Source organism: Micromonospora sp. NPDC048839, assembly GCF_040649915.1.
In the GTDB taxonomy this organism is placed as follows: domain Bacteria; phylum Actinomycetota; class Actinomycetes; order Mycobacteriales; family Micromonosporaceae; genus Micromonospora.
The window spans coordinates 82615-96835 of record NZ_JBEZGL010000017.1 but is presented as its reverse complement, the minus strand read 5'-3'; the positions used below and the strand labels follow the sequence as shown (position 1 = coordinate 96835).

The 14221-nt window shown below is 72.1% G+C and carries 12 protein-coding genes; 7 read left to right on the top strand and 5 right to left on the bottom strand.

Annotation, left to right across the window (positions count from 1 at the left end; all coding sequences use genetic code 11):
• Window position 1: 1 nt before the first annotated feature.
• Window positions 2-958 (bottom strand): hypothetical protein, encoded by a 957-nt coding sequence (locus AB0C25_RS27360; protein WP_357377050.1) that lies wholly within the window; start codon window positions 956-958, stop codon window positions 2-4.
• Between the two features lie 87 nt (window positions 959-1045).
• Here AB0C25_RS27360 and AB0C25_RS27355 point away from each other — a divergent pair, with 87 nt between their 5' ends.
• On the top strand, window positions 1046-1909 hold the full coding sequence (locus tag AB0C25_RS27355) for a hypothetical protein (RefSeq protein ID WP_357377049.1): 864 nt from the start codon (window positions 1046-1048) through the stop codon (window positions 1907-1909).
• Window positions 1910-1941: 32 nt separating this feature from the next.
• Window positions 1942-2763: a hypothetical protein gene (locus AB0C25_RS27350; protein WP_357377048.1), complete on the top strand. Its 822-nt coding sequence runs from the start codon at window positions 1942-1944 to the stop codon at window positions 2761-2763.
• Here AB0C25_RS27350 and AB0C25_RS27345 read toward each other — a convergent pair.
• Together AB0C25_RS27345 and AB0C25_RS27340 are read right to left on the bottom strand one after the other, a co-directional pair.
• Window positions 2747-3643: a glutamate cyclase domain-containing protein gene (locus AB0C25_RS27345; RefSeq protein WP_357377047.1), complete on the bottom strand. Its 897-nt coding sequence runs from the start codon at window positions 3641-3643 to the stop codon at window positions 2747-2749. The genes AB0C25_RS27350 and AB0C25_RS27345 overlap by 17 nt on opposite strands.
• An 884-nt stretch (window positions 3644-4527) precedes the next feature.
• Window positions 4528-5514 (bottom strand): BadF/BadG/BcrA/BcrD ATPase family protein, encoded by a 987-nt coding sequence (locus AB0C25_RS27340; RefSeq protein WP_357377046.1) that lies wholly within the window; start codon window positions 5512-5514, stop codon window positions 4528-4530.
• 207 nt (window positions 5515-5721) lie between these two features.
• Between AB0C25_RS27340 and AB0C25_RS27335 the strand changes: the two genes are divergently transcribed.
• The 5 genes from AB0C25_RS27335 to AB0C25_RS27315 are packed head-to-tail and all read left to right on the top strand — an operon-like array spanning window position 5722 to window position 10741.
• On the top strand, window positions 5722-6675 hold the full coding sequence (locus AB0C25_RS27335; RefSeq protein ID WP_357377045.1) for a MurR/RpiR family transcriptional regulator: 954 nt from the start codon (window positions 5722-5724) through the stop codon (window positions 6673-6675).
• Window positions 6672-7421: an SIS domain-containing protein gene (locus tag AB0C25_RS27330; RefSeq protein ID WP_357377044.1), complete on the top strand. Its 750-nt coding sequence runs from the start codon at window positions 6672-6674 to the stop codon at window positions 7419-7421. Before AB0C25_RS27335 ends, AB0C25_RS27330 begins: the two co-directional genes overlap by 4 nt.
• 26 nt (window positions 7422-7447) lie before the next feature.
• Entirely contained in the window at window positions 7448-8884 is a 1437-nt protein-coding gene (ngcE, locus tag AB0C25_RS27325) for an N-acetylglucosamine/diacetylchitobiose ABC transporter substrate-binding protein (protein ID WP_357377043.1), read from the top strand.
• 16 nt (window positions 8885-8900) lie between these two features.
• Window positions 8901-9809 (top strand): sugar ABC transporter permease, encoded by a 909-nt coding sequence (locus AB0C25_RS27320; protein ID WP_357377042.1) that lies wholly within the window; start codon window positions 8901-8903, stop codon window positions 9807-9809.
• Window positions 9809-10741: a carbohydrate ABC transporter permease gene (locus tag AB0C25_RS27315; protein WP_357377041.1), complete on the top strand. Its 933-nt coding sequence runs from the start codon at window positions 9809-9811 to the stop codon at window positions 10739-10741. Before AB0C25_RS27320 ends, AB0C25_RS27315 begins: the two co-directional genes overlap by 1 nt.
• A 4-nt stretch (window positions 10742-10745) precedes the next feature.
• Here AB0C25_RS27315 and AB0C25_RS27310 read toward each other — a convergent pair whose 3' ends face one another.
• Both AB0C25_RS27310 and AB0C25_RS27305 read right to left on the bottom strand, forming a co-directional pair.
• The gene (locus tag AB0C25_RS27310; RefSeq protein ID WP_357377092.1) at window positions 10746-12443 is read right to left on the bottom strand and encodes an ABC transporter ATP-binding protein; all 1698 of its coding nucleotides are present in this window, start codon (window positions 12441-12443) and stop codon (window positions 10746-10748) included.
• Window positions 12444-12493: 50 nt separating this feature from the next.
• A complete protein-coding gene (locus AB0C25_RS27305) occupies window positions 12494-14221 on the bottom strand; it encodes an ABC transporter ATP-binding protein (RefSeq protein ID WP_357377040.1) in 1728 nt (575 codons plus the stop codon).

The following is a 14221-nucleotide window of genomic DNA, read 5'->3' as shown; positions in this document are numbered from 1 at the left end:
CTCAGGCGGTGTGCAGGGCGCGCATCGAGCGGATCGCCGAGCGGATCTCCTGCAGGTAGCGGCCGGGCGTGAGCGTCTGCTCGGGCAGCACCGCCAGGTCGGCGAGCGTCGGGTCCACCCCCACCGTCTCGATGCCGCACCCGTAGGGCAGGGCCAGGGTGCGCAACGCGTCGGAGTGCTGGAACGGCACGTAGATCGGCGCGGTGACCATCAGCACCTCGTCGCCCGCGGCGAGCCGGACGTGGCCGGCCCAGAACCGCTGGGTGTCGGCGGTGTGTGCCCGCCGCCGGTCCGGCTCGCTGGACGGCGCGGCCAGCACCCGGATCGGCGGCAGCCCGTCCGGCCGGTAGGTCCGTGACGACCAGGAGTGGTGTGGGTGGCCGGCGTCGACGCCAGCCTGCTCCGCCGGGTCGGCCACCCCGAACACCCGCCGGACGGCGGTGTCCAGCACGTCCACCTCGGTGTCGTCGGCCGGGAGGCCCGCGTCGGCGAGCGTCCGGCGTTCCCACTCCGACAGCGGCCGGAAGCTGCCCAGGACGGCGACCTCGCCACTCACCGGAAGGCCGGCGCGGAGCAGGTGCGCGGCGTACCCGACGCGTCGTACGCAGGCGTGCGCCAGGCCGCCGAGCACCACCAGGTGGGCGTACGCCGGCCGGGTCGGCGGCATCGGGTGGATCAACCCGAGCGCGGCAGCCGCGTCCAGGACCAGCGCCGCGGTGGCCGGGTCGAGGTCGGGTTCCCGGGCCTCGGGTCGCTCCCGCCCGCCCCGGAAGTCCCAGTGTCGGGCGGAGAAGTCGTCCAGGAACCGCAGCACCTCGTCGAGGTCACCGGCCGGCCACTCGCCGCCGAACCGGTGGACCAGGTCGCGGAGCGGGGCCGAGCACACCCAGGACCGGATCCCCGCCGCGATCCGTTCGGCGTCCGCTCCGGTCGACCGGGCCGCGTCGGCTCTCTGCACCCGCCGGATGCTACCGGCCCGCTGCGGCGGGGCCGCTGGTTGTGGCTGCTGTCTACGCTGGCGGGAGCGGCTGATTGGGGGATCTCGATGACCCGTGACGTGGCCCGCCAGCGGCTACGGGACCAGGGCGGCGGCTTCCTTCGTCTGGTGGCGCACACCGACCCGGTGGCACTTGTCGGCATCACGCTGTCGATCACCCTCAGCATCGTGCTCGACCTCAGCGACGCCGCCTCCGGGGTGGAGTCGCTGCTGGCCGGCCTGATGGGCATCACCATCTCGCTGTTGGTCGACTCACTGGCCCGCGCGGAGCGCCGCTTTCACCTGCGCACCCTGCTGGACGGCCCGCCCTGGCTGGTCCGCTCCACCACGGAGCTGGCCGGGGCCATGCGGGCAGCGGCCGAGCAGCACGCCGGCACCCGGGTCGCGGTGGAGGCGGAGCGGCGGTACGAGCAGTTCCGGCTGGAGGCCGAGCAGCTCGCGGACGGTCGGATCATCCGGCGCGGCGACGAGGACGAGGACCTGGTCGGCGCGACCCGCACCTGCGTGCGCCGACTGGACGCCCTGACCAACGTGATGCCCCGGGTGAGCGGGGAGCTCAGCTGGTGGCGTAGCGAGATCGGCCGGCGCTACTGGGAGGCCAACCTGGAGGCGCTGGAGCGGGGTGTCCAGATCACCAGGGTCTTCGTCCACGCCACCTTGAGCGACGAGCTGACCGCACTCGTGCGGCAGCAGCGCGCGGCCGGTGCGCGGGTGGGCCTGCTGCCCCTCGGTGTGGTCAGTCCGCACCTGCACGTCAATTTGGCACTGTGGGACGGGTCGAGCTGTTGGGAGGCCCACATGACCGCGCACGGCGAGATCGGCGAGAACCAGTTCTCGGTCAACCGTACGGACGTCGCCCGGCTCACCCGCGTGTTCGACCTCTGCGCGAACGCCGCGACCTTCCAGGACTGACGGCCCCACCCCGGGGCGGAGACGGGTGAGCCATGACGGTGAGCGGGGTCCTGCTGGTGACGGCCGTGGTCTGGGCCGTCAGCGTGATCCGCTCGGTCCGACTCCGGGCGCTGGTCTACAGCCTGCCGTTGCCGATGACGCTCGCCCTGGTCAGCACCGACCACCGGGTGGACGGCGCGCAGTTGCTCGGTGTGCTCGGGCTCAACCTCTTCTTCGTCACGGTGGCCGTGACCCATCACCGGTTGCGCTGGCCGATCCTGCTCGCCGACGGCGCGGGGATCGCCGTCTACGTGGCGCTCAGCGCCGGGCTGTTGGCCGTCCGTGTCCCGTTCGAGGCGGCCCTCGCCGGCACGCTCGCGCTCTGGCTGGCGGCCATGCTGCTGCTGCGCCGTCGTGTCGCCCACCCGCGCGCCGACATCGCCGCCGACACCGACGCGGACGCCGGCGCCGAGGCGCGCTCGGACGGGCTGCCGGTGCTGCTCAAGTTGGTAGTGATCTTCGTCGGGGCGATCCTCACCACGCTGCTCGGCGCGGTGTTGCGCGGCATGGTGGTGACCTTCCCGTACTCGGGGGTGCTGGTCGCCGTCGAGGCCCGTCGTCAGCTGCCCGAGTTCAGCTGGCACTTCGCCCGCAACAGCCTCGGGCTCGTCGGCTTCCTCACCGCGTACCACTACGTTCAGGACATCTCCCCGACCGTGGCACTCGTTGCCGGCTGGGCGGCCTTCGCGGTGGTCGCGGTCGCCCTGCACCTGCCGTCGCGCGCCCGCGGTGCCGCGCATGCCCGCCCGGCCAGCCCCCCGCCCAGGTCACTGCGGCCGGCGGCCGAGCCACCCGCCCCTACCGGCCTGCCCTGACCAGCTCGGCAACGAGGGCGAGGGGTTCGGCGTACGCGGGCCAGTCGAGACCGTCCACGCTGAGCGTCGCGCGGCGGCGGACCCCGTCCACCGCGCCCGCGCGCACGATCGCGGCCAGCAGGTCGTACGACCAGGTGGGCTCCAGCAGCGTACGAAGCGCGGGCACCTCGGGCCGGAGCAGCGACAACGCGCCGACGAGGGCGGCGGCGGCCCAGTTCGAGGTGCCGCCGACGAGCAGCGCGTCCGCGCCCACCACACACCGGATCCGCTCGCCCGCGGCGACCACCCGTCCGACCAGTTCCGCCGGCAGTCGGCCCATGCCCAGTTCGTTGCCGCCGTCGCCGATGCCGATCCGGAAGGCCGACCCGGAGGCGTAGAGCCGGTCCAGGGGTGCGGTGTGCGCGCTGATGTCCTCCCCGCGCATGTTGCGGGGCCGACCGTCCACCCCCGGGCCGACGCGCTCACAGGCGATGAGGTGCGTCAGTCGGGCGTAGCGGGGGAGCAGGGCGGCGGCCCACTCCTCGTACCCCCGCAGTGGCGCGACGTCCACCGGCAGACCCGGCGCGGCCACGGCCACGGCCGCCTCGACCACCGGGGCGCACGGCTCGTCGGTGACGAGGCGGCACCGGCCGCCGAGAAGGCGCACCGCGGCGGCGATCTGGACCGCGCCGAGCGGGCCGTCGGTCTCCGCGGCCGGCGGTTCGGCGCCGGGGATGAAGAACCCGGTGAACACCGCGGCGTCCGGCGCGGTGGCCGAGGCGAGCGACCGGGCGGCGGCCAGCAGTCCGCCGGCGGCGGGCGCGGCCAACGCCTCGCTGCCCCGGCCCACCTCGCGCGCGGCGACGCGCTCCAGCTCGGCGATCGTCTGTTCGATGTGCACCGTGGGCCTCCTCGGCGCCAGGGGACCGACCCAGGGTAGCCGTGCCCGGCCAGGGCGCCGCCCGCCCCGACCCGGCTCGGATGGCGCACGGTCCGGCTCACCATCGGCCTGTTCGGCGTGCTGTTCGGCGTGGCGCTGTCGGGGAGCGTCTGCGCGGCGCGCCGGGGAACCGGATCGGGAACCCGTGACCATTCTGGATCAGGCCCTTCGATTCGCCGCCGCCGCGTAGTCGTCACCGGGTACGGTCGCCCGTTCGCCGGCGGCCTGATGTTTTGTGACCATCTTCTGGACCGCAACGCTGGCACGTTCGCACGTGACTCGCGGTGCGCATTGTCCGGCGGTCCACGCCGCGCTCGGCGCGATGGTTCCGGCGGCGGTCCCACCGGTCGGCGGGCGAGTTGGCGGACCCGGATCGCAGATCTTGGACACTTTCCGTTAGCGCGAAACGGAAAGTGTCCAAGATTGACAGACGACCGCCGGTTGCATGTGCCGGGCAGTGCGGCATGTGCCGGGCAGTGCGGCGAGCATCATTCGCTTCCACAAGCGAAAGCCGTTGGTCGGCACCCCTGGCTCGGGTTGCTCCTCGTGTAGGCCGGCTCCTCCCTGCCTGTGCACGTGTTCTTCCCTGACCGCGTGGAGGCCGCGATGCTCAGCTCCGGCTCTACTCCCCGGGGGTTCTGTCGATGGCGCGACCGGTTTTGATCAGTGCCATGAGCCCCCAAGATCCGCGCAACTTCGGTGAAACTGCTGCCTCATCGGCTCGTGAGGCAGCAGTTTCACCGAAAGTGTGCAGATCTTGGCGCTGCGGGCGGGTGCGGCGGGCGGGCGCGGGCGGGCGCGGCGGGTGCGGGTGGCCCCTGGGGCCGTCGGGCGCCTGGCGGGGGTCAGGGGATGGGGAAGAGGCGCGCGTGCAGGGCGGCCGGGTCGGTCACCTCGGGCAGGTCGCGGGCGGCGAGCCAGGCCGCGGCGGCGGCCCCGTCTCCGGCGGTACGCAGCGGCGCGTCCGGCCAGTGTCGAGTGATCTCGACCCGGACGGCGGTGGCGAGCGGGGTGTCCGCCGTGAGCAGCCCGCCGCCGAGCACGAGTGGGGTCACCGCCCCCGTGGGCCGGATACGGCTCACGCTCTCGGCCAGGTGTGCGGCGGCTTCGGTGATCAGCGCGGTGGCGACCGGGTCGCCGTGGTGGGCGGCGTCGACGACGAGGGGCGCGAGCTGGGCCAGCTCGATGGGGGGTCGACGGGTCACCGCCTGGATGGTGGCGTCGACGGTGTCCCGGGGGCGGGCGGCGATCTCGGGGCTGCCCAGCAGCTTGGTGAGCACCGTGGTGGCCAGCGCGCCGGGCGCACGCCCGGCGTCGAGGTCGGCGAGCAGTCGGCGTACCGACTCGCGGCCGAGCCAGAAGCCCGAGCCGGTGTCGCCGAGGAGCCAGCCGTGACCGTCGGCGATCCGGTCGAGCCGCAGGTCGTGGACCTGCGCGGTGATCGCGCCGGTGCCGGCGATGAGCACGGTTCCCTCTGGTGCGGCGCTGCCGGAGGCGTAGGCGACCAGGGCGTCGCCGTACACCGCGTACGGGCAGCGCAGGCCGGCGTCGTGCCAGGCGCGGTCGAAGGCTGCCCGGCCGGCGGGGTCGGCGAGCAACCGGCCCGCCCCGGCCAGCCCGATGGTGCCGGCGACCACCCGTGCCGGGTCGAGGTCGGCGAGCGCCTCGCGGAGCGCGGTCAACAGCTCGGCGGCGGCCCGTTCGGCGCCGTGACTGGTGGGGTTGCCACCACCGGCGCGGCCGGTGCCGACACGATCCCCGGTGAGGGTCAGGGCGGTCGCCCGGGTGGACGTGCCTCCGACATCGAGACCGATCACGAGGGCGTCGGACATCGGCACGGGGCTCCTTGGTCGGTGCGGTGAATCGGGCCTGTTCATGCTGGTCGGCGACGTCTTGTGGGGCAAGTTCCGGCGGCTGCGGTGGGCTGTGCGCCAGGTAACAGTTTGAAAACTTCGCCCACAGTCTTGACACGGAGGGGCGGTTAGTAAGAACTTTTACCACTAACAGTAAACAAGCTTTTCGGAAAGGTGAGGCGACCCATGGTTGATCACGAGGTGGACACCGCCGCGGGGACCGCGGTGGTCGACGCCGACGCGATCGATCGAAGGAGCTCAGCCTCCGACGGGGTGCTGGCCCGCGTCCGCAACGGGCTCGACGAGCTGACCGACGCGCTGCGCCGCGTCGCCGAACATGTGCTGAGCGACCCGGAGGCCGCGGCCCGATCCACGATCGTCGAGCTGGCCGAGCGCAGCGGCACCTCGCCGGCGACCATCACCCGCTTCTGTCGGGCGATGGGCTTCGACGGGTACGCCGACCTGCGGCTGGGCATCGCCTCGGAGACCGGTCGGGCCCGTTCGGCCGGCTGGACCGTCGACATCGGACGCGAGATCCAGCCGAGCGACCCGCTCGCCCGGGTGCTCGACCAGATCATGGCCGCCGACACCCGGGCCATGCACGACACCGCCACCCTGCTCGATCTGAGCGAGGTGGAACGGGCCGCCGTGGCGATCGCCGGGGCCAACCGGGTGAACATCTTCGGCGCCAGCGGCAGCGCGCTCGTCGGCGAGGAGATGCAGTTCAGCCTGCACCGCATCGGTGTGGCCGCGTGGGCGTGGAACGACGTGCACGAGGGACTGGCCAGCGCCGCGTTGCTGCGCGGTGGAGACGTGGCGCTCGGCATCTCGCACACCGGGCAGACCCGGGAGACGATCGAGATGCTCGCCGAGGCGGGCAGCCGGGGCGCCACCACGATCGCGCTCACCGGCTTCCCCCGCTCACCGTTGGCCGAGCTGGCCGACATCGTGCTGCTCACGGCCAGCCAGGCCACCACCTTCCGGCCGGACGCCCTCTCCGCCCGGCACCCGCAACTGGTGGTGCTCGACCTGCTCTACATCGCCGTCGCCCAACGCACGCACGACCGCGCCCACGCGGCCTTCCGGCGGACCGCGCAGGCCGTCGACGGGCACAAGGCAGCGAAAGGTGTCGTCTCATGATCAGCGCCCAGGGGTACGCGGACGCCGTTCGCCCGGTGCTCGACCGACTGCTCGACTCGGAGGCCGACGGGATCACCCGGGCGGCCGATCTCATCGCCGACAGCCTGCGCGACGGCGGGGTGCTCCAGGCGTTCGGCGCCGGGCACTCCGAGGCGTTCGCCGCCGAGCTGGTGGCCCGGGCCGGCGGGCTGGTCCCCACCAACCGGCTCTCGGTGCGGGACCTGGTGCTGCACGGTGACGCCCCGCGTGACGTGCTCGCCGACCCGAAGCTGGAACGCGATCCCTCCATCGCCCACCAGATCTACGCGCTCGCGGCGCCCCAGCCGCGCGACGTGTTCGTGGTGGCATCCCAATCCGGCATCAACGGCTCGGTGGTAGAGCTGGCGGCGCTGGTCACCGAGCGCGGTCACCCGTTGATCGCGGTCACCTCGGTCGAGCACACGGCACGGGTCGCTCCGCGGCATCCGTCCGGTCAGCGGCTCGCCGACCTCGCCGACGTCGTGCTGGACAACGGCGCGCCGTACGGCGATGCACTGCTGCCGCTCGAGGGCGGCGGCGCGGTCTGTGCGGTCTCCTCGGTCACCACGGCGCTGCTGGCGCAGCTGCTGACCGCGGAGGTCGTACGACGGTTCCACCAGGCCGGAGAGGTGCCCCCTATCTACCTCTCCGCCAACGTCCCCGGAGGGGACGAGCACAACATCGCCCTCGAGTCGCGGTACGCCGGGCGTCTCCGGCGTACCGCCTGACCCGAATTCCACAAGGAGAGACGACGATGTCGATTACCCCCGAACACCCGGCCGCGCTCGACCGTCGCACGGTGCTGCGTCGCGCCGCCGCCGTGGGCATGCTCGCCACTCCGGCCATCGGGCTGCTCAGCGCCTGCGCGACGAGCGGCGGCGACAAGGAGAACGAGCAGGTCGCCGGTGGCACCAAGAGCGAGAAGAACCCGCTGGGCGTCAAGGAGGACGCCGCGATCGAGGTGGTCATCTTCAACGGCGGTTACGGCGAGAAGTACGCCACCGACGTGCACGAGCCGCTCTACAAGACGGCGTTCCCCAAGGCGGAGATCAAGCACCAGGCCACGCAGGCCGTCTCCACCGTGCTCCAGCCGCGGTTCGCGTCCGGTAACCCGCCGGAGTTCGTGAACAACTCGGGCGAGAAGCTGATGGACTTCGGCGCGCTGGTCGCCGACGGGCAGCTCCAGGACCTCACCGAGCTGTGGGACGCCCCGTCGGTCGACGACCCGGCGAAGAAGGTCCGCGACACGGTCGTGCCGGGCACCGTCGAGGCGGGTTCGTTCAACGGCAAGCCGTACGTCCTGTACTACGTCTCCACCGTCTTCGGCATCTGGTACTCGTCCAAGCTGTTCAAGGACAACGGCTGGGCGCCGGCGAAGACCTGGGACGACTTCATCGCCCTGCTCACCAAGATCAAGGCCAAGGGCATCACCCCGTACGGCTACGCCGGAGCGAACGCGGCCTACTACCAGTGGAACGTGATCCTCACCCAGGCCGCCAAGATCGGCGGCACCGACGTGCTGAAGAACATCGACAACCTCGAGGACGGCGCCTGGAAGCAGGACGCCATCAAGCAGGCGGCCACGGCGTGGGCCGAGGTCGGGGCGAAGTTCAGCGACAAGAGCTTCGAGGGGCTCAAGCACACCGACGTGCAGCTGCGGCAGAACCAGTACAAGGTGGCCCTGTACCCCAGCGGTGACTGGCTGGAGGGCGAGCAGAAGCAGGACACCCCGGCCGGCTTCGACTACCAGCTGATGCCGGTGCCGAGCCTGACCGCGTCGGACAAGCTGCCGGCCACGGCGCTGCGCGCCACCGCGGGCGAGGGCTACTTCGTCTCGGCGAAGAGCAAGAACCCCAAGGGCGGCCTGGAGTACATGCGCCAGATGCTGTCCAAGGCGGGCGCGAAGGGCTTCACCGAGGTGGTCAAGGCCCCGACCGTGGTCACCGCCGGCTCGGAGGGCTTCTCCTTCCCGCCCGGTGTGGCCAGCTCGCAGGCCGCGCTCAAGGCGGCCGGCCAGGACGTGTTCAACCTGTACTTCGACGGCTGGTACAAGGAGCTCGACACGGAGGCGCGGACCGCCACCAACGAGCTGATGTTCGGCCGGATCAACGCGGACGCCTTCGTGGAGCGGATCCAGAAGCGCGCCGACGCGATCAAGAAGGATTCCTCCGTCACCAAGTTCAAGCGCTGATCGGAGCGTAGGGGTCATGCGGCACGGCAAGTATCCATTCGTGATCGGGTTCCTGATCGTCCCGGTCGCGCTGTACGTGACCTTCGTGATCGCGCCGTACGCGCAGGCGTTCCAGATCTCGATGACCAACTGGCGGGGCCTGTCGGCTCCGCAGTGGGTGGGCTTCGACAACTACCGGAGGTTGCTCGACGACGGCGCCTTCTGGAAGGCGGTCCAGCACCACGGCGTACTGCTGCTTGCCCTGCCGCTGATCACCATTGCCATCGCGTTGTTCTTCGCCTTCCTGCTCAACGTGGGCGGCAAGAGCAGCGGCGGTCAACGCCGGGGGGTCTGGGGGTCGAAGTTCTACCGGGTGGTGTTCTTCTTCCCCCAGATCCTGGCGGTGGCCATCATCGCGGTGCTGTTCCAGACGGTCTACCGGCCGGACGAGTCCGGCCTGATCAACGGCGTGCTGATGAAGTTCGGTCTGGACCCGGTGCTGTTCCTGATCCGCCCGAACCTGGCGCTCTGGTCGATCATCGGGGTGCTGGTCTGGCAGTGCGTCGGCTTCTACGTGGTGTTGTTCTCGGCCGGGATGGCCTCCATCCCGGGCGAGATCTACGAGGCCGCCGAGATGGACGGGGCGACCAGGGTCACCCTGTTCTTCCGGGTCACCCTGCCGCTGCTCTGGGACACGCTCCAGGTGGCCTGGGTCTACCTCGGCATCGCGGCGTTCGACGCGTTCGCCGTCGTGGCGGTGCTCTCCATCGACCAGGGCGGTCCGGACGGCGCGACCACGGTGCTGGCCGTGGAGATCTACCGCAACGCGTTCACCTACCAGAAGTACGGCTACGCCTCGGCGATGGGTGTGGCGCTCTTCTTCCTCACCATCACGTTCGCGGCGCTGACGCTGCGGCTCACCAAGCGGGAAAGCGTGGAGTACTGATGAACCCGCAGACGACGCTGCCGCCGACGGCGGCCACACCGCCCCCGCCGACCAAGGGTCCGAAGGCCGCCGGCGGCCGTCCGGGGAAGGGACCCCGGTCCGAGGTACGCCTCTTCGCCGGGCTCGGTCACCTGGCCCTCGTCTGCTGGGCCGTGATCGTCATCGTGCCGATCCTGTGGACCTTCCTGGCCGCGTTCAAGAACACCACCGAGATCTTCAGCAGCCCGTGGACCCTGCCGGCCGAGTTGCGCTGGGAGAACTTCGGTCGGGCCTGGACCAAGGCGCACGTCGGCCAGTACTTCCTCAACAGCGTGCTGGTGGTCGGGGCGAGCACCTTCTGCACCATGCTCTTCGGCTCGATGGCCGCGTACGTGCTGGCCCGGTACAAGTTCGTCGGCAACCGGGCCGTCTACTACCTGTTCGTCTCCGGGCTGGCCTTCCCGGTCTTCCTCGCCCTGGTACCGCTGTTCTTCGTGGTGCAGAACCTGGGTCTGCTCGGCACCCACACCGGGCTGGTGCTGGTCTACACCGCGTACTCGCTGCCGTTCACGGTGTTCTTCCTGGCCGCGTTCTTCAAGACGTTGCCGACCTCGGTGGCCGAGGCCGGGATGATCGACGGCTGCGGGCACACCCGGCTGTTCTTCCAGGTCATGATGCCGATGGCGAAGCCGGGCCTGATCAGCGTGGCGATCTTCAACATCATCGGTCAGTGGGCGCAGTACCAGCTGCCACTGGTGCTGCTGCCCAGCGGCTACGAGGACAAGTGGGTCCTCACCCAGGGCATCGCGAACATCTCGGTGAACGCCGGCTACGAGGCGGACTGGTCCGGGCTGTTCGCCGCGCTGACCATCGCCATCCTCCCGATGATCATCGTGTACGGGGTCTTCCAACGCCAGATCCAGGCCGGCCTCACGGCAGGCGCCGTCAAGTAACCGGTCACCTCGGGCGCTCGTCGGCCGGACTGTGCCAGGAGCGCCAGAGGGCCGCGTACGCCCCGTCGGCAGCCACGAGGTCGTCGTGGCTGCCGATCTCGGTGATCCGGCCGTCGGCCAGCACGGCGACCCGGTCGGCGTCGTGCGCGGTGTTGAGCCGGTGCGCGATCGCGATGACGGTCCGCCCGACGAGCACGGCGGCCAGCGCCCGTTCGGTGCGGCGGGCGGTGCTCGGGTCGAGTGCGGCGGTCGCCTCGTCGAGGATCAGCGTGTGCGGGTCGGCGAGCACCAACCGGGCCAGCGCGAGCTGCTGTGCCTCGGCCGCGCCGAGCTGCCGGGCACCGTCGCCGAGCTGGGTGTCCAGCCCGTCGGGCAGCTCGGCACACCAGTCGGCGCCCACGCTCGCCAGCGCGGCGCGCATCTGCTCGTCCGACGCGTCCGGCGCGGCGAAGGAGAGGTTGTCGCGCACCGAGCCGATGAACACGTGGTGTTCCTGCGTGACCAGGGCGATCCGCCGCCGCCGTTCGGCGGGGTCGAGGTCGGTGACCGGGCAGCCACCGATGCTGACCACGCCGTGGCGTGGCGCGTCGATCCCGGCCAGGAGCCGGGCCAGGGTGGACTTGCCGGCACCCGACGGACCGACGACGGCCAGCCGCTCACCCGGCTGCACCTCCAGGTCGATGCCGTGCAGCACGTCCGGCCCGCCGGAGTAGGAGAACCGTGCCCCGCGGACGACGACCCGTTCGCCCCGGGACGTGGCCGCCCGACCGGGTTGCTCCGGCGGGACCATGCCGACGCCGAGCACCCGGGCGTACGACGCGAAACCGCGCTGCGCCTGCTCGGTCCACTGCAACAGCCGGTCCATCGGGTCGATCGCCTGTTGCAGGTAGAGCGCGGCGGCGACCACCGCGCCGAGGCTGACCAGATCCCGCGAGAGCAGGTTGCCGCCGACGAGCAGGACCAGGGCGATCGGCAGCGGATAGCTGGCCTCGACGACGGAGAAGAACACCGTACGCAGCGCCAGGGTCACCCGGCGGGCCTGCCACAGCCGGGCGACCCGGTTGGTGCCGTGCCGGATCCGGTCGTCGGTCAGCCGCAGCGCCTCCACGGTGCGGGTGCCCTCGGCGGTGGTGGTCAGCGTCTCGGTCAACTCGGCCGCCGCCGCGCCCTCGGTGAGGTAGGCGGAACTGGCCCGGCGCAGGTACCAGCGGGTGGCCGCCACGATCGACGGGAGCCCGGCCAGCGCCGCCAGGCCGAGCAGCGGATGCAACAGGAAGATCGCCCCGAACAGCAAGGTCAACTGCACCGAGGCGATGACGATCGTGGGCACCACGTCCCGCACGGTGGTCCCGACCGTCGACACGTCGACCGAGCTGCGGGTGGCCAGGTCGCCCGAGCCGGCACGCTCGACGACCGAGACCGGCAGGCCGAGGGTCCGGGAGACGAACTCCTCCCGCAGTTCGGCGACGGCCCGTTCACCGAAGCGGTGGCCGGCGTACTGGGCGTAGCGGGACAGCAGCGCGCTGACCAGGACGCAGCCGGTGATGGCCAGCGCCAGCCGGTCCACGGTGGCCACCCCGGCGCCCGCGGTGACCCGGTCGATGATGGTGCCCAGCAGCCACGGCGGGGCGAGCCCGGCGACCGCGGCCGCGCCGTTGAGCGCCAGCACGACACCGACGGCCCGGCGATGCCGGCTGATCATGTCCCGCAGGGCGCGACGGACGGTGCTCCGGTCGGCCACCGGCAGCCGGCTCACCGGTAGATCTCCTCGGTGTCGGTGGGCCTGTCCAGATCCGCGCTGCCCCGGGCCACCAGGTGCCGGTAGCCGGCGTCGGAGTCGATCAGGTCGGCGTGGCTGCCGGTGGCGGTGATCCGGCCGGCGCTCAGGTGTGCGACCAGGTCGGCCCGGCCGAGCAGGAGCGGCGACGTGGCGAGCAGCACGGTGGTCCGTCCGGCCCGTGCGGTCCGCAGCCGCTCGGCGATCCGCGCCTCGGTGTGCGCGTCCACCGCCGACGTCGGGTCGACGAGGATCAGCACCTCCGGTTCGGCGAGGAGCGCCCGGGCCAGGCGGACCCGTTGGCGCTGACCGCCGGAGAGGGTCCGGGCTCGGGCGTCCAGCGGGGTGTCCAGCCCGCCGGGCAGGGCGTCGACGATGTCGTCCGCCGAGGCGGTCCGCAGGGCCGCCCGGATCCGTTGGTCGTCGCCCCCGCGGCACAGCACGTCCCGCAGTGTCCCGGCGAACAGGTACGAGTCGTGGTCGGCGACCATGATCCGGGAGCGGACCTCGTCCAGGGCGACCCCGGCCAACGGCACGCCACCCCAGGTGGTGTCGCTGGTTGCGTACCGGCCGAGCCGGTCGGCCAACGCCACGGCCGCCGCCGGGTCGTCGGCGGCCACCCCGGTCAGCCGCCCGGCGGGCACGGTCAGGCCGGTCTCCGGGTCGTGCAGGTCGGCCGGGCCGAGCGGTGCGGCCAGGGCATCCGGCCGGCGGGCGCCGGGCACCGAGCCCGACCACCGACGACCCGGGCCACCGACGTCGTCCGGGGTCACGTTGAGCAGGTCGGCGATCCGTCGGGCGGCGACGCGTCCCCGGATCAGCTGGTGGCTGCCCTCCAGCAGGAACCAGACCGGCACGATCAGGGTCGCCACGTAGCCGTAGACGGCGACCAGTTCGCCGATCGTGACGGCGCCGGTCACCGCCATCCGGGCCGTCAGCCACACCACCGCGGCCAGGAACAACCCGGGGATGGCGACGGTCGCCGCGTCGATCCAGCTGTTCACCGCGCCGACGCGGTAGCCCTCGGCGCGCAGGTCCTGGGATCTGGCCGCGTACCGCCTGGCGAACAGGTCCCGGCCACCCACGCCGGCGAGCACCCGCAGCCCCGCCACGATGTCCCCGGAGCGGGCGGTGAGCGCACCCTGCTGCCGGCGGTAGACCGACTCGGCCCGTTCCAGGCGGCGCAGCAGGGGCCCGACGACCAGGCCGACCGCCGGCACTCCCAGCAGCACGCAGAGCGCCAGCAGCGGGGAGATCGACCAGAGCACCACGGCGATGATCACGTACGCGACGACCGCGCCGACGCCCGGCCCGGTCAGCGTCAGCACCTGCGCGGCCCAGTCGATGTCGGAGCCGCCGATGGTGGACACCTCGCCCGCGCCGACCCGGCGCGGCAGCACCGCGCCGATCCGGGACAGGTGGCGCAGCAGCACCTCCGCCGAGCGCGCCTTGGCGTCCTCCCGGATGAAGGTCATCGTGCGGTGCCGCATGATGCCGAGGTAGGACAGGGCCACCCCCGCGACGACGATCGTCGCGACCCAGAACACCAGGGCGCGCGTGTCTGCCGTGCGCAGCCCGTCGTCGACGGCGCGGTAGATCAGGTAGGGCCGCGCGGAGAGCCCGACCATCCAGGCCGTGCCGAGCAGACTGCCGCGCAGCACCCGCCAGGGTTGGCAGCGGACCAGCCACCACAGGTATCGCAT